Below are 20,589 nucleotides of genomic sequence, written 5' to 3' on the forward strand. Positions count from 1 at the left end.
CCCTTTTGCTATTGTGGAATCATTTAAATTTATTATATGGAAGGAGTCCTCGTCTAAAATAGCCCGGCAAGAATCACAGTTCGGATAATGGGTCAAAAGGTAAGTGCCTACATATTTTAAAGCAACACATCTATTGTTCTGTTTGCCAACATCTTGTATGAACCACAAGAATAACAAACAGGTTATACAACTCCATAGGAAAAGGATTCGATTTCGAGTGGACCTTGCTTTAAGGGCAGAAATGCCGAAGACAATTCCTGAAAAGAGTAGAAGCCCGAAAACTAGATAGCGAATTAATTCTCCTAAGCCAGCCATGAGGTGTTATTTGCATTGAAGATAAGAAATGCTGGGCGCTATCCGATAGGTTAAAATATTTCGATTTGGGGTCGGCGTGGGGGCCTCTCCCTACCTCACCAATATTCCGAAATATTCATAGCGTTTTGTAACACGGTATGTTTTGACTTGTCCAAATAATGGTAACAATTGAGTTGCCATTAAATCATTATAAAAAATGGACAAATTAAAAAACAAAGTCACCGTAATAACAGGTGGCAGCAGCGGTATTGGTTTGGCGACAGCCAAAGAGTTTATCGCAAACGGTGCAAAAGTTGTAATTTTTGGAAGGGGTAAACAAAGCCTTGACAAAGCTATAACCGAACTTGGTTCTAATAGTTTTGCAGTTCAAGGAGACGTTTGCAAACAAACAGATTTAGACAGGCTGTTTTCGGAAGTAGCATCTAAATTTGGTAATATTGACGTTTTATTTGTGAATGCAGCACAAGCAAAACTTGCCCCTATTGCAGACACAACAGAAGCATTTTTTGACGAAATGATCAGTGTGAATTTTAAAGGTGCATATTTTACACTTCAAAAAGCTATTCCTTATTTAAACAAAAACGCTTCTGTAATCGTCACAACGTCTTGGCTGAATAGTATTGGATTTGGGGGAAGCAGTTTACTAAGTGCAAGTAAAGCTGCATTGCGTTCTGTGGTTAGAGTTGCTTCTGCTGAATTGGTTGACATGGGTATAAGAGTAAATGCAGTTAGCCCAGGGGCAATAGGAACGCCACTTTGGGGGAAAATAGGTTTACCCGAAGACGTTTTAAAATCAGCAGGAGAAGCTATCACAAACCAAATTCCGGTTAAACGTTGGGGACAGCCAGAAGAAATTGCCAAGACAGTTTTGTTCCTTGCTTCTGACGATTCATCGTATATTGTTGGTAACGAATTAACAGTGGATGGTGGTTTAAGACAAATATAATTTACCAAATAACTAACTGCATACAATAAAGTGTGCAGTTAGTCTCATCAAAAAATAAATGGACAATCCTTTCCAGATTAACTATACAGACCAAATAGATTCGGATTTGGTAAAATTGTCAATCGGCGGCGACAGAAAAGCGTTGCAAAACCTAATCATAAGACACCAACTATTCATTTATAACCTTGCTCTAAAAATGACTAAGAGTGTTGAAGATGCGGAAGACTTGACACAAGAAGTATTTATAAAATCGATTACTGCACTGACAAAATTTGAAGGAAAAAGCAAGTTCAGGACTTGGCTTTATAGAATCACAGTAAATCATTTTCTAAATGCCAAAAAAAGTAAAGCCGAGTTGAGAACAATTGATTTTGAAAATTATTTTAATACCATTGACAATATACCAATAAATCAGCTTTCAACAACTGAACAAGAGGAACTAACAGATACTATTGAAGAGATAAGGATAAGCTGTACAGCAGGAATGTTACTCTGCCTGGACAGAGAACAAAGGATGATTTATATACTTGGCGAGATGTTTGACATAAACCATAATTTAGGTTCAGAAATTTTAGGAATTACGCCAGGTAACTTTCGTATTCGTCTTATGAGAGCACGACAAGATCTTTATAATTGGATGAATGAAAGATGTGGATTAGTGAACAAATCTAACCCTTGCAGGTGTGCTAAGAAAACTAGAGCATATATAGAAGAAGGGATTGTTGACCCCCAAAATTTGAAATTTAATACTCGACACAAGAAAAAGATATATGAACTATCCCAGGAAAATGCAGTTCCGATTACCAATACTATTGAAGACTTGAATAAAAATATATTTCAACAACATCCACTACAAGAACCCTTGACTTCAACAAAAATAGTTGACGAAATTTTCAGCAACGACCTGATAAAACTAATTCTAACTTCATAAACGGCGGACAAAAAGGGCATGCCCTGTACGAGATTTTGTGCAAGATTCCTTGAGCCAGAGGATTTTTATGGAAAGGAACGGGCTTCTGTCGCCTTCGCTGATAATGGGGTTTTGTAGCAAGGTTGTTATTGTTCATAAGGCACGCGAATGATAATGCGGGCTAGGGTAGTTCGTTTTTTTATCAATTATCCATGAATGAATATTTGAGCATTATGATATTGAGAAGGTTGTCCGGAGCTTGGTCGGGATATTTTGGCGGCGGTTGAAACGCATTGATAAAAGATTGAAACAAATTGCACAAATAGGGAGACATTACCCTCGGGATGTGATAGCGCCAGATACTGAAGGCGGAATGATTGGTTTTTTATAGATTTATGCTTTGAATAAAGCATAATTATCTACAATTTGTCAAAGGACCAGGTACAGGAAGAGCAAGCGCTCGTGCGACGCATGGGCGAGGGAGATCACCACGCTTTTAATGAAGTGTTCTCCTTATTGTATCAGCGTATCACCTATATGGTCGTCAGGCTGGTGGGTGATGAGGATGACGCAAAAGACATATTGGCAGAGGTCTTTGTAAAACTATGGAACAAACGGACAGATTTCCCCTCCCTTTCGGCCATGAAGTCTTTCTTATATATATCAGCCCGCAACAGATGCCTGGATCATCTGAAAACAAAGAAAAGACGGGAAGCCTCGAAAAATAGTTATGCATATTGGATGGATCATCCCGAGGAGGTCTCTTCCCTCGTAGTGAATGCCGAGCTGGTGGCGCAACTGGAGCGAGAGATACAGGCCTTGCCGGCCAAATGCCGCGAGATCGTTCAATTGGCTTATTACGAGGGGCTTTCGTCCGGGCAGATTGCCCAACGGCTCGGTATCTCGATCCAAACCGTCTGGAACCAAAAAACGACTGCTATGAATAAGCTGCGGGCTGCCTTTCTTCGTAATGGCATGGCAGGCGTCTGGCTCGCCGGTTATCTTAGCCTGCTGGAATTCCTGAAAAAATGACCTTTTCCTGCCTGATCCTATAAATTCTCATTTTTTTCATAGTAGTATACAAAGACCTTGTCGTTCTATAAGCAAATGCAGGAACCATTCGAAAATATACAAGAGAAGGAACGGGCCGCCGCGCTCATTGCCAAATACCTACGGGAATCGCTTTCCGATGTAGAAGAGAAAGAGCTGGAAGAATGGATCGGTGCGGCCGAATGGCATCGCGCCTATTTTCAGCAGTGCATCGACCCAGCCAATCTGCATCAGCTGATGGTGGATTATCATCGGGCTGCGGATATGGAAGAGGGATTGAGGGCGGCTATCCAGCTTAAGATGGGACGAGTGGTGCCATGGAAGACCTGGTTCAGCGCAGCCGCTGCCATCATTATTATATTGAGCACAGGCGTCTATTTCTGGTATAGAGGATCATCTCATCACCCCGGGATAGCAACAAGGCAAGCTCAGTCTATCCCGCCGGGCCGACAGGGCGCCATCCTGACGCTGGCCAATGGACGGCAATTGACACTCGACAGCCTTCCCAATGGCGTTGTCGCGGAACAAAACGGTTCACGTGCTGCGGTGGTCGATGGGCAGCTGGCTTATCAATCAGTGGCGCCGGCTGCGGCTACCGCAACCTATAATACGATCACCACACCCAGGGGAAGGCAATACCAGCTGACGCTGCCTGATGGAACGAAGGTGTGGCTGAATGCAGCCAGCCGCATCACTTTCCCCACCGCATTTGGCGGCGCCTGGAGAAAGGTAGAGATTTCCGGGGAGGCTTATTTTGAAGTGGCCAGGGATGCGGGCAGACCATTTAAAGTATCGGCCGGGGGCGCTGACATCGAAGTGCTTGGGACAACCTTCAATATCAATGCATACGAGGATGAACGTGCTATTAAAGCCACCCTGCTGGAGGGTAGCGTCAAGGTGTCCGGAGCAAGATCGGAAGTGCTGCTGAAGCCGGGACAACAGGCAGTGGTAAATGATCAGCTGCAGGTGAATGACAATATAAATATAGAGCAGGTGCTCGCGTGGAAAAATGGCCTGTTCTATTTCAACAGCACCGACATCGCCACGGTGATGCAGCAGCTTTCCAGATGGTATGACATCGAAGTGCGCTATGAAGGGAAAGTGCCGGACATCAAGGTGTCGGGTAAGATGGACAAAGGACTAAACCTTAACGAAATATTGGAATTCCTAACTAAAATGGAGGTTAAATACAGGCTGTTGGGGAGGACAGTTGTTATAACTAACAATTAGATCTTATTGCTCAAAACAAAGCCGAAAGTGTTACGACCACTTCCGGCAGGCGCTTGGGTAATATACAAAACAAGTCTTAAGACAACTGCTTATTCATCACCCAAACTTTGCAAAAATATGCAAAAAACTGCTATTTGTAGACGGTCAGCCTATGGAGGCAACCGCTATGTCACCAAAACACTGTTAGTCATGAAGCTAACAATTATATTTCTAACCGTCGCCCTGCTGAATGTACATGCTAAAGGCTTATCGCAGACCGTAACATTTTCCGGTAAAAACGTAGGTATCAAATCTGTGTTTGCAGCCATCGAGAAACAGACGGGTTATTTCTTTGTCTATAACGATCCATTGGTGAAGGATCTCAGGACCGTCACCGTCCAGGCGGATAAGCTACCCCTGAAAGCATTCCTGGACCTGCTGTTCAAAGACCTGCAGCTGGACTATACCATCCGGAGCAGGACCATTCTCCTGTTCCATAAGACCCCCACCGTAATCCCACCTCCAACAGCCGGAGCCATCGACGCAGATATCGCAACGCCACCCGTCAACGTCATGGGAGTGGTCCGCGGAGAAGAGGGGCAGCCGCTGGAAGGCGCTACTATTTATAACAAGCGGTCAAAGAAGTCCACCGTCACGGGTTCTGAAGGGCACTTCTCCATGGACGCCAATATAGGCGACGTCCTCCTCATCACCTATGTCAATTACTACTCGCAGGAAGTGGCGGTGAGAAACCCAGCCGCATCTGACCGTACGGTCTTTATCAATATTACATTGAAGCCCGCCGTGAGTAACCTGAACCAGACAGTGGTCAATGGAATATACAGGCGTCCCACGGAAAATTACACCGGCGCCGCGCAAACCTACACGATAGAGCAGCTGCGGACCGTAAATAATACCAATGTTCTCTCAGCCCTGCGGTCACTGGACGCCTCCTTTCAGATGCCGTCGGATATCAGGTTCGGCTCCGATCCCAACCATTTACCCCAGATACAGGTCCGCGGCTCCAACAGTATCGCCAATGCCGACCTCACCAGCCAATATGGATACATCAGCAATCCCCCGTTGTTCATCCTGGATGGCTTCGAAGTACCCTTGCAGGCCATCTATGACCTGGATATGAATAGGATCAGCAAACTGACGATCCTGAAAGACGCTGCCGCCACCGCGATCTACGGTTCAAAGGCAGCCAATGGCGTTCTTGTCATCGAGACCGTCCAACCCAAAAAGGGAAGGTTAAGGTTCAGTTATAATAATAATCTGTCCGTAAATACGCCCGACCTCACCAGCTACCACCTGCTGAATGCTGAACAGAAGCTGCAACTGGAAAAAGCAGCAGGGATTTATAATACGACGCCCCAATTGGGCATCACCGCCCAGGAAACCCTGGACCAGATATACAATCATCGACTGGCGGAGGTGAAAAGGGGCGTAAATACCTACTGGCTATCCAAACCGCTGGCAACGGAATTTAGCCAGAAGCACAGCGTCTACCTGGATGGCGGAGACGATTACATGAGGTATGGCGTGGACGTATCCTATGCGAAGAACAGCGGTGTCATGAAGGGTTCCAAAAGGGACAATCTTTCGGGAGGCGTCCACTTGATATACCACAAGAACAAATTGCAGTTCACCAATTATTTGTCCGTCATCTATAATAGATCCGTTAGCAGCCCCTACGGCGGTTTTTCCCGGTATGCTTCACTGAATCCCTACCTGCGCCCCGTAGACAGCGTCACCGGAAAGGTTCCCAAGATCCTGGAAAATGCATACGACGGGATCGTATGGCCTACGGTGACGTATAATCCCATGTACGACGCTACCCTGAAGACACGGAATGACAACAGCTATACAAGAGTGGCAGACAATCTCCAGGCGGATTGGAATATCCTGGAAAGCCTGAAGCTAAGCACCCGCTTCAGCATGTATAACCAGAAAATTTCCGGCAACGTATTCCTGCCTGCAGACGCCACAGCCTTTGTCAATACACCGGATAGCCTTTTCTCTACCCGGGGCTATTTCCAGCAGACGACGGGGCAGATGTCCAGCTACCAGGCGGACGTCTTTCTCAATTATGGACAAACTTTTGGGCGCCATACTGTTTTTGGTACGGCAGGCTCCCATATTCAACAGGATAAGACTTACACCAATACCATTACTGTGCAGGGATTCCCCAATTCCAGCATGGATGATATACTTTTTGGCCTTCAGTATCCCATCAACGAAAAGCCTACAGGCGCCGAAAGCATTTCCAGGCTCATCAGCTATTATGCCAACCTAAGCTATGCCTATGATTACCGCTACCTGGTGGATCTGTCTTTCAGGACAGACGGCTCTTCCGTTTATGGCAACAATGAGCACTATGCGCCCTTCTGGTCAGCAGGTCTCGGATGGAATATCCACAAAGAAAAATTCGTTAACATTCCCAGGATGATCAATAGGCTGAAGCTCCGTGCTTCCTATGGCTCCACAGGCTCGCAGAATTTTCCGTCCTTCGCCGCCTCGCAAACCTATGCGTATCTGACCGGCTACCGGTATCTCAACAGCATTGGGGCGACAATGATCAGCCTGGGCAACAACGATCTGAAGTGGCAGCAGACCAACAAGGCAAATGCAGGCGCCGATATCGAACTGCTCAACGGTCACATCCAGGCCACTTTCAATTACTATGTAGAAAAGACAAACAACCTCTTTACCACCGTAAATACGACACCTTCTTCCGGTTTTTCCAGTTACTATGCCAACCTGGGAAAGGTGCAGAATAAAGGATATGAATTTTATCTCACCACCTTCATGCTGAAGAATGAAAAGAAGAATGTATACTGGAGCTTTTATGCGAATCTGTTGCATAATGAAAATAAGCTGCTGAAGATCTCCGACGCCCTGAAAGCGCAGAATGATAAGGCTGTTGATCAGCAGACAAAGTCTGATAATCCCATTACCGCCCCTGTCCTGCAGTACAAGGAAGGACAGAGCGTGAGCACTATCTATGCCGTACGTTCACTGGGCATAGATCCCAGCACAGGCAACGAGATATTCCTGACCAGGGATGGAAAGCAGACATACCTGTGGAACCCCCTGGACGAAGTGCCGGTAGGCGATAACCAGCCTAAGGTCACGGGCAACATCGGCACTAACTTCATGTACAAAGGCGCCAGTATCAATGTCTCCATGCGCACCGAGCTGGGCGGACAGATGTACAATGGCACCCTGGCGGATAGAGTAGAAAATGCCGATCCACATAACAATGTGGATGTGAGGGTGTTGACGGATCGTTGGCAGAAGCCGGGAGATATAGCCAGATATAAAGGAGTCGCGACCCTGGATGGACAAACACGTACGGATATTACCCGGGCAACTTCCCGCTTCATTCAGAAGAACAATACCTTGTATTGCGATGCCATCACATTGGGCTACCTGTTTCCCAACCGCCTGACAAGCCGCCTGAAAATAAGCCGTCTCCAATGCTACGTCTACATCAACAATCCTTTTGTCGTGTCGTCCATCAGGCAGGAAAGAGGATTGGATTATCCTTTTGCACGTAATTATTCCTTTTCCCTGCAATTGGGTTTTTAGCATTTAACACTTAAAAAATGAATGGAATGAAAAATAAAATAATTGGAGCGCTGCTGGTGACCCTCATTTTTGCCTCCGGCTGTAAGAAATGGCTGGATGTGAAACCCAAATCCATTGTGGAGGAAAACCAGCTTTTCACTACAGAAAAAGGCTTCGAGGATGCCATGTACGGAGTTTACACTACCATGGCGAATGCGTCGCTATATGGAGATCAGCTGACGATGAGCTTTCTTGATGTGCTTGCTCAGCAATATGATTGTTCCACCAGGCCGACGCATATTTTTTACCAGGCTTCACTCTATAATTATGCGGATGCAACGGTAAAGACCAGGATCGCCGGCGTATGGGATTCCATGTACAATGCGATCATCAATGTCAATAATGTTTTGCTCAAGATAGATGGAAAAAAGGGCCTCTTTCAGTCCGGAAATTATGAGCTGGTGAAAGGAGAAGCCCTCGGGCTGCGTGCTTTCATGCATTTTGACCTGCTGCGGATGTTTGGCGGCGCTTATGCCACCCATCCCTCACAAGCGGCCATCCCTTATGTTACCACTGTGTCCGGCGGGGTTACCCCTTTGTCGACGGTGAGCCAGATCCTGGATAGTGTGATCGCCGACCTGACGATCGCTTCCGGCCTGCTCAGCGGCTATAAGAACATAGACGCCAACTTTGCTTTTGAAACCCCCAATTCCCAAAATGACTGGCTCAATCGACGGCAGAGCCATTTTAATTATTGGGCCGCGGAAGCCACGCTGGCCAGAGTTTATCTTTATAAAGGGGACAAGCAGCAGGCGTTGCTGCACGCTACGAACCTGATCAATTCCAATATGTTCACGTTCGAGACTGCCACACGGGTGACCACCTATCTGGATAAGACATTTATTCCTGAGCAGGTATTTGCTCTTAGCAAGTTCAATCTCAGACCGCAGGTGCAAACATATTTCCACACACCGGCGGGTACCATCAGCTCTAATGGCGATCTGGACAGTCGGCTTACGAACGATTATGGCAGTGGTGGAGTGATAGACCAGATCTATGAGATCGCCTCGGGCGGCGTAACGGATATCCGGTATGCCAATCTGTGGCAGCTCAGCGGCAATACTTATTTCTGTTCGAAGTACTGGCAGGATGCCCCACGGCAGGAGTTTGTCAACCTGGTGCCATTGCTCAGACTGCCGGAAATGTATTACATCGCGGCCGAGTGCTCCGATCCTGCTACAGCTACGGACTATTTGAATGTGGTGCGGAAGCAGCGGGGTGTGAATGACCTCCCTGCCGGCCTCGATGCAGCGGCTATACAGAATGAGATATTGAAGGAATACCAGCGGGAATTTTATGCGGAAGGACAAATGTTCTATTACTACAAAAGATTGAACATCTCCCAGATAAGGTTCACGACCATTCCCGGTTCCGACAAGGTGTACATATTTCCTTTGCCGGACGCCGAATTGCAATACAGGAGAAATTGATCATTTCAACAATAATTTATTTTATGCCACCGATCATACGTTTGATGTTCATAATCCTGGCGCCGGCCTGCTTGCTGGGCGCCTGTAAAAAGGAGAATATCCCTGAGGGCTCCGATGCTAAGTCCGGCGTGTATTTCATATACGCGACCACTGGACTCGGTTTCGGTAACCTCGACAGTCTTAATTATACCTTCGTGGAGAAGAACAGCTCCGTCCAAATGGATACTGTCTGGCTGGCGGTGCGTATTTCGGGAGGGACCGTCGATCATGACCGCATCATTAAGCTGTCAGCGGTAAGCGCTGGCACCACCGCTGTAGAAGGCGTTCATTACAAATTACTGGATTACACCATGCCCAAAAATTCTTTTGGGACAAATCTTGGTGTCGTACTGTTGCGCGATCCTTCCTTGCAGGACACGTCCGTGGTGTTGAAGCTCGAGCTGCAGCCCACCGATGATTTTCCCGTGCTGATGAAAGATACTATTATGGGCGACGGGAAATTCTATAGCAGGAATAGCTATAAGATCAATTTCACCGACAGGCTGATCAAACCCAGCAACTGGGATTCTTATCTCATCACCTTTTTCGGCGCTTACAGCAACGTTAAATTCAGGTTCATGGCCGAGACCCTGGGCGTTTCATCCTTCCCCGATACAGGGCCTAATGCGCTGAAATATCCCCAGCTCCAGTACTATCAGAATGTGGTGAGGAATGCACTGGTGGAATATAATGCCGCACATGGTCCTCTCATCGACGAGAATGGTAATTCCGTTGTATTTCCTTAAACCTCCAAAGCTAATTCTTATGCGACAGCTATTAAATAACATCATCCGGAGCCTGGCGGTAATGTGGATACTGACAGGTTGTTATAAGGATAAGGGCAATTATGCCTACCATACTATCAATGACATCAATGCCATCACCTCAGCCGATACATTCAGGGTGACCAGGCTGGATACGTTGACGATCACGCCTGTGATCAAAGGATTGGATACCGCACGGGTGCGTTATGAGTGGCGGGTGATGCCTGTGGAAGATCCCGCCGACCCGCTGAGCATCGGTAAGATCGTCGTGCTGTCTACCCAGCATACCCTGCATGAACAGATCACCTTGAAAGCGAGCGCCAATTATTACAGGCTTGACCTCGTCATGATCGACACCGTCACCGGTGTAAGTTATTTCAGGCAATTGGCGCTGCAGGTAACCACCGCATTCCAGACAGGCTGGATGCTGCTGGAGCAGGTGGGCGGTAACACCGACATCAGCTTTATTACGCCTGAAAATAAGGTTTTCCATAATGTGTACTCCGCCGCCAACCCGGATAAACCTCTTCCGGCTTCTTCCTGGAAGCTCATCAGCATCAATACCTACGGTCTTTTGGGGATCCTGAACCAGGTGTATTTCGATACGGAAGGATATACCCTGGACAATACCACTCTACAGGTGACAGCACCCTATTCGAAGCTGTTCTTTGGACCTCCGGCCACCGTGCAGCCCCAGAATGTGTCGAAGCCCAGCATCTTTTCCTATGGTCCTTTTACGTTCAGTGCCGGGAAGATCTACGGAATGAATAGCATCTACACTTCGACCCTGTTCGGTGCAGCCTATACCCAGCCCGATGATCAGGGATATACCGCAGCTCCCTATGTGGCGGGAGGACTCTCGTATGGCGCCATCTTCTTCGATCAGGCTCATCACCGCTTCATGTATGATGGCGGTGGCACTTCCACCGCGCTGAAGGTATTCCCTCCCAACAACACCATGGCCTATGACCTGAACAAGGTGGATAAGAAGATGCTGACGATGAAAGCCGGTATGGGATGGGACCTCTGGCCGGACAACTGGTATGCCGTCTTTAAGAATGAAGGCGATGACAGCTGTTTCCTTTATACCGTCAATGCCAACGGTAATCTCACCACTACGCCGGTGGCTGCCGGAATGCAGGCCATCCTGAACAGCCCGGATGTACAAAGAAGCCCGGATTACCTGTTCTCAAGCACCGTGAAGCAGATGTATTATGCGGCTGACAATAAATTATATGTCTATGATATGGCTGCCAATCAATCGAGGGTGGTCTATCAATTCCCGGCAGGGGAGATGATCACCGCCTTGCAAATGCAGAATAATACGATCACGGCGGCTACCTACGATGGCAGCGCCAGCGGAGGGACGGTGTATGATCTGCCTATATCTTCTACAGGGGATATCTCTGGTAATTCCTATACACGAAAGAATACGGGTTTTGAAAAAATTATCACTTTAACGTTCAAGGTCGGTTAACTATTAAATATTTTATATGCAACAGATGTTTTTTCGCCGGATATTGGCGATAGGGGTCTCTTTGTCTCTTTTTGGGGCGGCACAGGGGCAGCAGAAATTTATCATCAGGGGAGAGATAGGGAAGAACAACGATGGGAAGCTGGTGAGGATACATAGTTATAAGGGGCAGCTGGATGATTCCGCTGTCGTTAAGAATGGTAAATTCCAATTCGGGGGAAAGATCAGTCACCCGTATGAAACCTATATCAGCATTCCCCCGGCCGGTAAACAGCCTCTAACCGTTGGGAGCGTTGTCCCGATGCCGGATATGCAGGATTTTTATCTGTCGGCCGGTGTGACGACCATCAAGGGGGCAAACCTTGCTACGGCCAGCATCGATAATCCCGTGCAGAAAGATTTTATGGAATTAAAAACAGAGAAAAAGCCGTTGGAAGATAAGATCAACGCTCTCGGAGGGCGCATTTATTTCAGCAAGGACAAGGATTCGATCAGGATGTTCAAGGCGGAGAGGAAGGCATTGACCGCCCGGATGGCCCAGGTCGAACTAACGTTTGTACGACGGCATCCCGACTCCTATGTGGCATTTGATGTGGTAGAGAGCCAATATTTCGTGATTGAAGATCCGGTTACTTTCGAGGCTATGTACAATGCGCTGGATCCTAAGTTCAGGAGCTCTGAGACAGGTGTGAAAATGTCGGATGCGCTTGCGGCCGCGAAGCTGGTGGTGATCGGACAGCCGGCGGCACAGTTTACACAGCATGATGCCAACGATCAGCCCGTGTCCTTGTCTTCTTTCCGGGGGAAATACGTGCTGGTGGATTTCTGGGCCAGTTGGTGCGGACCATGCCGGATGGAATATCCTTACCTGCATAAAGCGTATGATAAGTATAAGGATAAGAACTTCGAGATACTGGGGGTGTCTTTGGACAGTAAAAAAGATATTTGGATAAAGGCCATTAAGGACAACAATTTTCAATGGCCGTTGGTATGCGATCTTAAAGGATTCAAGAATGAGGCGGCGCTGGCATACGGAGTACATGCCATTCCTCAAAATTTCCTGGTCGATCCGCAAGGGATCATCATCGCAAAGAACATGCGGGGCGATGACCTGCTCGACAAACTGGAGGAAGTGCTCCAGCCTGTAGCAGGAGAGATACACGGCGGCACAGCTACAGTGAATGTGAATGTTGGCCAGGTGAAAGCGAATACGGTGTACCTGGCTTACCAGATAGGAGAGGAGCATTATGTTGATTCCGCCAGGCTGAAGGATGGTAAATGTACATTGCATGTCAATGTTCCTTCTCCTATACCCGCTATGCTATGGCTGGATAACAGGGGATTTGGCTATGCCAGTGGTAACCGGCCTGATCTTCTGATCCTTTGCCTGGAGCCGGGAACTATTCATGTAGAGACCAGCGATTCCGTTAAGAAGGCGACGATAACAGGTGGGCCGCTGAATGCGGAGCTGAATGTGTACAGGAAATTTATTTCAGATCCTGTGGGGCGGCTGGAAGACCTGAATGCGCAGATGATGTTGGCGTCTCCTGAAAAAAGGAAGGATTCGGTGTTCTGCAATGGCATCTGGGACCAGATGCGTGTAGAGGTTGGGCAACTGAAAGAGCTGCAAACGGATTTCATCAGGCAAAATCCTGATAATTATGGGAGCCTGGAGGCATTGATGGGTGTAGCAGGGACCAATATCAACCCGGATATCATCGGCCCTTTGTATAAAGGGTTGTCGGAGAGGCTTCGGAACTCCGTAGCCGGAAAAGAGATGGAGGAAAAGCTGGAGACGGCCCGCAAGACAAGTATAGGTGCCATGGCGCCTGATTTCACACAGAATAATACGAATGACAAGCCTGTGAAGCTGTCCGATTTCCGGGGAAAGTATGTATTGCTGGATTTTTGGGCCAGCTGGTGCGGGCCTTGCCGGGCAGAGAACCCTAACTACGTAAAAGCGTACCATAAGTACAAGGATAAGAACTTTACATTATTGGGTGTATCCCTGGACAGGAAAGAAGAGAAGAATGCCTGGCTGGCTGCGATCAGGAAGGATGGATTGGAGTGGCCGCAGGTGTCGGATTTGAAGTATTGGTATAATGATGTGGCCAAATTATATGATGTCCGGTCTGTTCCTCAGAATTACCTCATCGGTCCGAATGGGAAGATCATAGCCAAAAATTTAAGAGGGGAGGAGTTGTTAAGAAAACTGGAGGAGATCATCAGACCCTGAAGCAGACCCTAAAGGTATCTCATCCTCTAGTCATATAGCGCCTTGTACTCTCCGTATATCGTTGCGGCACCGCCTGATGGTGTGGCGGCGGTACCATAGAATTTGCCTGATACGACAATCCCTATGACGTATTTGCTGGACCCATAGGAAGTGTCGACAACGATAGTCATTGCCTTGCCTGTCGTGGTTGGATCAGCGCGGAAGAAGGTGTCGGTTGCATGTGTGTAATAGAATGCCGTGCCCGGAGTGGTAGTTGAAAAGGTGCCAAGGGGACGGGGGTGATTGTAACCTTGGATGATCGCCCCCTGCGACAGGGGAACGATGATATGAAAGAAGGTGTCGCTGGTGGGGCCTGAAGCACCGGCGAATTCGACTGTGGGCGTATAGGTGATATAGTTCAGGACACCGTGGAAGGGTTTGCTGTCTGCGGTAAAGCGGTACTGACCTTCTGGGAGAGAAGAGTCTACGATGCTGATGGAAAATTGGCAATAGGTGTTGCTCCAAACGATGGGGTAGGACGGTTTGCCCGTACCCCGGAAGACACCGAAAGGATGCATGCGGACCTTGTTGATGCCGGTCGTGGTGAATTTACCGGAGTCGGCAAAGAAAACACCATTGATAATATCCGTTTTGATATTATAGGTCCCGATCGATTTGACGTCGAGGGTGAGCTCGACATAGTTGGAGTCGGGCTCGGCCGGTGCGTCCTTGTAAAAGTTACCATGAACGGTATAGGGAAGGCAGTAGCCTTTAGCGTCCTGGAGGGAGCCCGTAGCGATGCCTATATTGGGGTCTGTCTTTTTGCAAGCTATTGCTGCTATTGTGACTATCAGTAGAAGAAGGAAAAGCTTTCTCATGCTCTGGTTTGATATGGTTAATTGCCGAGTTTAAATCTGGAATGGGTGATGTTGACGATCTTTTGATCTGAAACCCTGAGTGCGGTCCCGTTGAAGGTGCCCGTTATCACGCCGCCTACGTCGCCATTGAAGTGAATATTGATAAGGGCTCCGGGCGTTTGGTAGTCCGCGTAATAAATGGGATTGTAGCCATTGGGGGCGCTGAAGAAACCCCAGGTCTGCGCGGGCGAAATGTTGGTAGGGTAGTCGACAGTATCGGGACGCCCATTGCTTTCAAAAGGGAAAAAGGCATCCATTTGCAAAACGGTATCCTGCGCACCGGAGGCCAGATAGCCTTGGAATTCGAAGCTAAAACCAGTGTATTCAGGCAGTTGGTAGACAGGGGCGACACAGGCGCCGTGATAGGTTTGGCCTTCGACAGTAAACTCCCATGTATTAGCCGCCATCGATCTGCCGAGACTATCGTGAATGAGAATATCCAGCTGACAAACGGATGTGTCGAACACGAGGGGATAACTGATCTCGGCGGGGGCAATGAATGTGCCGAAGGCTTTGAGGCGGACCACTTTCTGGCCTGTGTCCGGGAAGGTACCGGTGGCCCTGAATTGCACGCCATTGCGGTGATAGGTATTAATGTCATAAATGCCCGGGCTGATGACATAGACATCGACGTCTATATAATTGGAGTCAGTCTCCGCGGGAATGCCATTATAAAAGGTGCCGTGCACGATGGTGGGAAGGCATTCGCCGTCCTTGCCTTTGATAAGATAGCCTTTGGCGGCGACGTTTGGCAAAGGTGTTTTTTTACAGCCCATAAAGATCAGCAGGATCGGGGAAATGATCATAAGAGCATACAGGATAAGGCTACGCCTGGTGGGCATGCTTTTCATAGCAGGTTGATTATACAATTAATAATAAAGAATAATATTGCTGGAAAAACTGACTTTAAGAGGATTTGAAGACTTCAGCAGAAGCAGGATTTTACTTACACAAATTTTATGCCTGTTTTAAAGTTTATTCTACATAAGTAATTATAACACGCGATGTTTGATTTGAAAGGAAGAATTCAGGAGAAGGCTCTATTTAATTGGTTCACCGGCTGGCTGTCGGAGTTTTCTTATATATTTCACCCATAGTAGGAAAATCCGGGAGTTGTTTTTACTCCTTCAATATTAGATTTTTCCAAAGCGATTTTCATGGCGGAAGAGATAAAAATCCCACCGCTGCTTTCGTGGCACCAAATTTTCATTCCTGAATGATCTACTATATGTAATGTATCTGGAGTAATTCTGTTTTCAATGTAAATGCGATGATATCCTTCAAAATATTTGTCTAAAACACGGTCATAAATCGAGACGCCATGAGAAGCCAATGGAACATCGGGGTGCTGCTGAAAGAAGGAAAGCAACGGCTGTTTAACAATTATATATAGCCCACATGCTATTATGGGCGTCCACTCTCCGTCTCTTGTCACTATGTAGTTGCTATCGTCGCATTTGTAAAGAAGTGCAGCGTAAAATGTATTGGCTAGATGCCAGATGGGACAGTGGTTCATATTGTAGGAAAGGTACAAAGAGTGAGGCCACCTTTGGATGAGGTGGCCTCTTAAAATTTGTGCCGTAAGGCGAGTGTACCGCGTAGGGGAATCGAATTCCAACCCGCGATCTTTCAAAATTCTCCTTCATGGTTATCAATATTTTACAAGAGCTTTTTAATTGAAAGCGGTTATTTTTAGTCCCTTTTTTGGTCCCCGTTCTGATCCCTACTTTCCGTTTTGCAATTCACTCATCATTTCTATTATCGGGATAGCGGTAATCTCCTTCGTCACCGGAAATCTTTCCTTTCCAGGATATACGATAAATCGTTTCGTGGCTTCGATGTCGTCACAGCCCAAGTGGAATCCTTTTGAAACAGACGGAGCTTGCGAGCGTTTAATCTCAATGGCGTATCTTTCTTTGCTGTTCTTCTCGATCACCAAATCCACTTCCGCTCCTGCCGACGTTCGATAGAACCATGGGGTAATTCCAGTAGGGAGGACCGACAAAAGGTTTTCCAGAACAAACCCTTCCCAACTTGCTCCTACCACTGGATGACCTAAGAGGTCGTCGATAGTGGTCAAATTCAGAAGGGCATGCGTGATACCACTATCACGAATATAGATTTTAGGTGCTTTTACTAGTCGTTTGCCAACATTCCCCGACCAAGGACGAAGTGTGCGGATAAGCAAGAGGTCTTCCAGTAATTCAACATAACGTTTTGCAGTCGTAGCGGCAACATCCAGGTTATTACCTAATTGAGCAATATTGAGCTGCCCTCCCTGGCTATGGGCAAGCATAGTCCAAAGATTTCGCAGTGTGACAGCCGGTATCCGGGGACCAAGTTGCGGAACATCCCTTTCCAGATAAGTATTGATGAAATTTAATCGCCAACGAAGGCTGGCCTCGTCACTTTTGGCTAGAAAACTATCGGGGAAGCCTCCGCGTAACCATAAATGATCGAGATCGGTTGATTTTTTTTGATTTATCTCTGCTACAGTAAACCCCGATAACTCCTTATATGCAATACGCCCAGCCAACGATTCTGAAGACTGCTTCAGGAGATCCAGTGACGCGGAACCAAGTATAAGAAACTGACCAGTCCTTAGACCTTCTCTCCGCCTCCGATCGATAACACCGCGAAGAATTTGAAATAGCTCGGGCACACGCTGAATTTCATCAAGAATAATCAGTTTGCCCTTGTGCAGTTCGAAATAGTCTTCAGGTTCCCTAAGTTTAGCAGCTTCTGAGGGAGTTTCGAGGTCAAGATAGATCGGCTCAGGGTTTATAGATGCGGCGATGGCTTCAGCCAAGGTGGTCTTCCCGACCTGTCGAGGCCCAAGTACTCCTACAGCAGGGAATTCTTCCAGCAATTCTGCGATTTCCGTCTGAGCTTGTCTTTTAATCATTCTTGCAATTATAGCACAAAATGATCGATTTGCAAGGATAAAAGTAATATAAATAACCCCAAAAAGTAAACAAAATGTCTATATTTTGGTGTAAATCAGACGTTTATGATTGGTTTGTCATCAGTTCAGTGGGTCGTGCAAAAGAATCTTACTAACAGTAACGACTTTTCCGCTCTTGAGAAGGCCTGCCGGGAATTGAAGATTTCGTTTGTTGGAATTGACGTGATTCCTTTCTCCAATGAACTTCCTGACTTTGATTGGAAGCCGAAAAACATTTTTTATGGCTCGACGACTTTCAATAACCTGGCATACTCAAACAAGGAGTTAAGCGCAGGCGTTTTCTTTAACCCGACTACTTTTTCGATTGAACGTTATATAAAAGAATGGGGACAATACATGCTAAACTATGGAGCGATAGTAACAACGTTCGAAGAACTGGCGCAAACTGAGTATGATCCAGAAAGAATGCTTTTTATTCGACCGGATGACGACGGAAAGTCATTTGCAGGCGAAGTGCTAAGATTTGACGAATACCACGAATGGTTTGAAAGACTAAAGATGATTGAAAACGCAGGCATTTCTGGAAAAACAAGAATTATCGTAGGCGAACCATTCCATATCGGAAGAGAATGGCGGCTCTGGTGCGTCGACAAAAAGGTTATCGCCGCCACGCTGTATCGAAATAAATTCAAATTGGAAAAACTTAGAGGCTGTCCAAACGAGGTAATTTCATTTGCGGAAGCGCGCTGTCTTCAGTTTGCTCCGCATGACGTGTTTGTAATGGACGTTTGCGAAACGGGCGGAGACCTTTATATTGTGGAATGCAACTGCATGAATGCAGCGGGCTTTTATCATGCTGACATCGAGGCGATCGTCTCTAATATTACAAATTATTTGTTGGACCAGACAGATTAACCCTTTTCGTAGAGTTCCAATTTTCTACCTTGCCGGTAGAATTCCGCCAGTTGTTCCGGAATGGCCGATCTAATGACGAGCAATTTCAAATCCATAGCTTAAAGATACTGCGGAAAGATATTCTAATTCGTACGGGAATCCTTTCGATCGGGAACAATAAAAAACCGCTTGTAAATATTTAATTACAAGCGCTTAGATTCGGTGTGTACCGCGTAGGGGAGAAATATCTAACCAGATTTTGCTTGATTTACAGACATTTAATGAATTGTCTGGGTAAAAGCTTGTCCGGACAAGAAGGGAAGGGGCTGTTTTTAGAATGCAATCATCCTTGTAATTATAACATTGAATGAGTGATTTGCAAGGAAGGAGGGTTGTTAAGAGTAAAAAATAGCCTATTGATGGTATTAAATATCGGATAATTTTACCTATTTATTGGATAAAAAATGCTGATAAAGCCTTTTTTTCGTAACCTTCGGAAAGAGCTGACAAAAATGCCCAAAGGGTTTTTGTTGGATTCCGGGTTGCGCAACAGCCTGTTGAATAACTTTCAATTGATCCCTGAAGGATTGGACAAAGGAGAGCTTTGGGAAACTGCCCTCTTCAGGGCATTGTCGGATAAATACGGATGGGATAATATATATTATTGGCGTACAGCTGATGGAAATGAGGTGGATTTTATATTGCCAGAAATTGGGGTCCCTTTTGCTGTTGAAGCCAAATATGATGAAGCTGCTATCAAACCCTCTAAATACAAGAAGTTCACGGAAACCTATCCGGAAATTCCATTGCATTTCGCATGGCTTTATCCTTTCAGCGAAGATTTTTTTAGAAAACCGGCCTTCCAACAATGATTCCTTTATTTGAAAGGCTATTGTGCCGGGAATTGGTTCGGATTGGCTTGCCAGTATAGGGGAGGCCCTATGCAGGGTGATAAGTGTGGACGACGACTCCGCCGGGAAAAGGCTCCACAGCTACCAGCTTCAGATCGAAAGCCTTTGGAAGATGTTGACGATCGGCAGGCCGGCGCCTAGCAGTACCGGATGGATCACCAGGTAGCAATCATCGAAAAAAGGTATATGTTTTCAGTTTGCCGTATAACGTGGATACGAGTATATTTATCTCCTGAAAAAATGGTTTATTTTATCTGTCGGTTAACGGGAAGTTCCAAGTATGGTACCCTCAAAATGAGTTTAAGAAGACTTTCAAATTTTAAAAAAGATGGCGCGCCAGCAACTAGAAATTTGTATTCTTTATTGGTCGAAAAATGGCAGAGAGGTAAGATTTATTGACATTGTAAAAGATAATGACAGCATAGATATGGACGAATATGCGCCAGAAGCTTTTTGGTCGGCAATGGGAGGTTTTGAAGTCACACTTAACAGATACAAAACTATTTTTCACAGTTCAGACTTCCACTATTTAGTTAAGGTGACAAACTTTCTGATTCATTCTCTATACTGGATAAAAGGAAGAACCTCTGATTGGTTTGATAAAGACGAAGCTTTTCCGAATGACGTTATAGTAAAATCAACCGGCAACAATCTAATCCGCCTACATTCAATAGACGATAAAGAAATTAGTTTTTCTTACACGTCATCAAAAGACATACTTATTTCAGAGCGAGGTGAAAGATTTTTTGAGCAAGTTATATTGGATAAACAAGAATGGTTTAAACAAACTGATATTGCTTTAAAGGAGTATTTTGACACGTTGATTAATATTATAAATAGAAATGAAAGTACTGAAATCAACAAACTGATGTTAGAGTATTATGATGTTTGGGAAGCAATCTCTAACATTGAATAAAAAAGATTAGGAATCAACCTGAATCAAATAAAAAGCCCTGCAAAGAATTTGCAGGGCTTTG

The 20,589-nt window shown here is 46.2% G+C and carries 16 protein-coding genes; 12 read left to right on the plus strand and 4 right to left on the minus strand.

The window, feature by feature from the left end; translation table 11 throughout:
• The first annotated feature begins 511 nt into the window (after positions 1-511).
• The 9 genes from Q4E93_RS03465 to Q4E93_RS03505 all read left to right on the plus strand — a co-directional run bounded on the left by Q4E93_RS03465 (position 512) and on the right by Q4E93_RS03505 (position 14,006).
• The gene (locus Q4E93_RS03465; protein WP_303582699.1) at positions 512-1,261 is read left to right on the plus strand and encodes an SDR family oxidoreductase; all 750 of its coding nucleotides are present in this window, start codon (positions 512-514) and stop codon (positions 1,259-1,261) included.
• Positions 1,262-1,319: 58 nt separating this feature from the next.
• A complete protein-coding gene (locus Q4E93_RS03470) occupies positions 1,320-2,192 on the plus strand; it encodes an RNA polymerase sigma factor (protein WP_303582700.1) in 873 nt (290 codons plus the stop codon).
• Positions 2,193-2,597: 405 nt separating this feature from the next.
• A complete protein-coding gene (locus tag Q4E93_RS03475) occupies positions 2,598-3,203 on the plus strand; it encodes an RNA polymerase sigma factor (RefSeq protein WP_303582701.1) in 606 nt (201 codons plus the stop codon).
• Between the two features lie 75 nt (positions 3,204-3,278).
• Positions 3,279-4,451, plus strand: coding sequence for a FecR family protein (locus tag Q4E93_RS03480; RefSeq protein ID WP_303582702.1), 1,173 nt, complete (start codon positions 3,279-3,281; stop codon positions 4,449-4,451).
• Positions 4,452-4,640: 189 nt separating this feature from the next.
• Entirely contained in the window at positions 4,641-8,024 is a 3,384-nt protein-coding gene (locus tag Q4E93_RS03485) for a SusC/RagA family TonB-linked outer membrane protein (RefSeq protein WP_303582703.1), read from the plus strand.
• Positions 8,025-8,050: 26 nt separating this feature from the next.
• Entirely contained in the window at positions 8,051-9,493 is a 1,443-nt protein-coding gene (locus Q4E93_RS03490) for a RagB/SusD family nutrient uptake outer membrane protein (protein ID WP_303582704.1), read from the plus strand.
• A 23-nt stretch (positions 9,494-9,516) separates the two neighbouring features.
• Entirely contained in the window at positions 9,517-10,278 is a 762-nt protein-coding gene (locus Q4E93_RS03495; protein WP_303582705.1) for a DUF4843 domain-containing protein, read from the plus strand.
• A 19-nt stretch (positions 10,279-10,297) separates the two neighbouring features.
• Entirely contained in the window at positions 10,298-11,773 is a 1,476-nt protein-coding gene (locus tag Q4E93_RS03500) for a PKD-like family lipoprotein (protein WP_303582706.1), read from the plus strand.
• 16 nt (positions 11,774-11,789) lie between these two features.
• On the plus strand, positions 11,790-14,006 hold the full coding sequence (locus Q4E93_RS03505) for a redoxin domain-containing protein (RefSeq protein WP_303582707.1): 2,217 nt from the start codon (positions 11,790-11,792) through the stop codon (positions 14,004-14,006).
• Positions 14,007-14,032: 26 nt separating this feature from the next.
• Here the strand turns inward: Q4E93_RS03505 and Q4E93_RS03510 are convergent, their stop codons facing one another.
• The 4 genes from Q4E93_RS03510 to Q4E93_RS03525 form a co-directional block, all read right to left on the minus strand.
• Positions 14,033-14,863: a hypothetical protein gene (locus Q4E93_RS03510; protein ID WP_303582708.1), complete on the minus strand. Its 831-nt coding sequence runs from the start codon at positions 14,861-14,863 to the stop codon at positions 14,033-14,035.
• Between the two features lie 17 nt (positions 14,864-14,880).
• Positions 14,881-15,753: a hypothetical protein gene (locus tag Q4E93_RS03515; protein WP_303582709.1), complete on the minus strand. Its 873-nt coding sequence runs from the start codon at positions 15,751-15,753 to the stop codon at positions 14,881-14,883.
• 236 nt (positions 15,754-15,989) lie between these two features.
• Positions 15,990-16,418 (minus strand): hypothetical protein, encoded by a 429-nt coding sequence (locus Q4E93_RS03520; protein WP_303582710.1) that lies wholly within the window; start codon positions 16,416-16,418, stop codon positions 15,990-15,992.
• Between the two features lie 207 nt (positions 16,419-16,625).
• Positions 16,626-17,807: an ATP-binding protein gene (locus Q4E93_RS03525; protein WP_303582711.1), complete on the minus strand. Its 1,182-nt coding sequence runs from the start codon at positions 17,805-17,807 to the stop codon at positions 16,626-16,628.
• A 105-nt stretch (positions 17,808-17,912) separates the two neighbouring features.
• Here Q4E93_RS03525 and Q4E93_RS03530 point away from each other — a divergent pair, with 105 nt between their 5' ends.
• From Q4E93_RS03530 to Q4E93_RS03540, 3 genes are all read left to right on the plus strand, one after another.
• Positions 17,913-18,722 (plus strand): ATP-grasp domain-containing protein, encoded by an 810-nt coding sequence (locus Q4E93_RS03530; protein ID WP_303582712.1) that lies wholly within the window; start codon positions 17,913-17,915, stop codon positions 18,720-18,722.
• A 551-nt stretch (positions 18,723-19,273) separates the two neighbouring features.
• Positions 19,274-19,573, plus strand: a complete 300-nt coding sequence (locus Q4E93_RS03535; protein ID WP_489670893.1) for a DUF4143 domain-containing protein — start codon at positions 19,274-19,276, stop codon at positions 19,571-19,573.
• 367 nt (positions 19,574-19,940) lie between these two features.
• Complete coding sequence (locus tag Q4E93_RS03540; protein ID WP_303582714.1) at positions 19,941-20,528, plus strand: hypothetical protein; 588 nt, start codon at positions 19,941-19,943, stop codon at positions 20,526-20,528.
• The last annotated feature ends 61 nt before the right edge of the window (positions 20,529-20,589 follow it).

The sequence above is a fragment of the Flavitalea plasmicola genome (assembly GCF_030546645.1).
In the GTDB taxonomy this organism is placed as follows: domain Bacteria; phylum Bacteroidota; class Bacteroidia; order Chitinophagales; family Chitinophagaceae; genus Puia.

Coding starts and splice junctions, on each gene's coding strand:
- Q4E93_RS03465 (WP_303582699.1), top strand. CDS start 512: ATGGACAAATTAAAAAACAAAGTCACCGTAATAACAGGTGGCAGCAGC.
- Q4E93_RS03470 (WP_303582700.1), top strand. CDS start 1,320: ATGGACAATCCTTTCCAGATTAACTATACAGACCAAATAGATTCGGAT.
- Q4E93_RS03480 (WP_303582702.1), top strand. CDS start 3,279: ATGCAGGAACCATTCGAAAATATACAAGAGAAGGAACGGGCCGCCGCG.
- Q4E93_RS03485 (WP_303582703.1), top strand. CDS start 4,641: ATGAAGCTAACAATTATATTTCTAACCGTCGCCCTGCTGAATGTACAT.
- Q4E93_RS03490 (WP_303582704.1), top strand. CDS start 8,051: ATGAAAAATAAAATAATTGGAGCGCTGCTGGTGACCCTCATTTTTGCC.
- Q4E93_RS03495 (WP_303582705.1), top strand. CDS start 9,517: ATGCCACCGATCATACGTTTGATGTTCATAATCCTGGCGCCGGCCTGC.
- Q4E93_RS03500 (WP_303582706.1), top strand. CDS start 10,298: ATGCGACAGCTATTAAATAACATCATCCGGAGCCTGGCGGTAATGTGG.
- Q4E93_RS03505 (WP_303582707.1), top strand. CDS start 11,790: ATGCAACAGATGTTTTTTCGCCGGATATTGGCGATAGGGGTCTCTTTG.
- Q4E93_RS03510 (WP_303582708.1), bottom strand. CDS start 14,863: ATGAGAAAGCTTTTCCTTCTTCTACTGATAGTCACAATAGCAGCAATA.
- Q4E93_RS03515 (WP_303582709.1), bottom strand. CDS start 15,753: ATGAAAAGCATGCCCACCAGGCGTAGCCTTATCCTGTATGCTCTTATG.
- Q4E93_RS03520 (WP_303582710.1), bottom strand. CDS start 16,418: ATGAACCACTGTCCCATCTGGCATCTAGCCAATACATTTTACGCTGCA.
- Q4E93_RS03525 (WP_303582711.1), bottom strand. CDS start 17,807: ATGATTAAAAGACAAGCTCAGACGGAAATCGCAGAATTGCTGGAAGAA.
- Q4E93_RS03530 (WP_303582712.1), top strand. CDS start 17,913: ATGATTGGTTTGTCATCAGTTCAGTGGGTCGTGCAAAAGAATCTTACT.
- Q4E93_RS03540 (WP_303582714.1), top strand. CDS start 19,941: ATGGCGCGCCAGCAACTAGAAATTTGTATTCTTTATTGGTCGAAAAAT.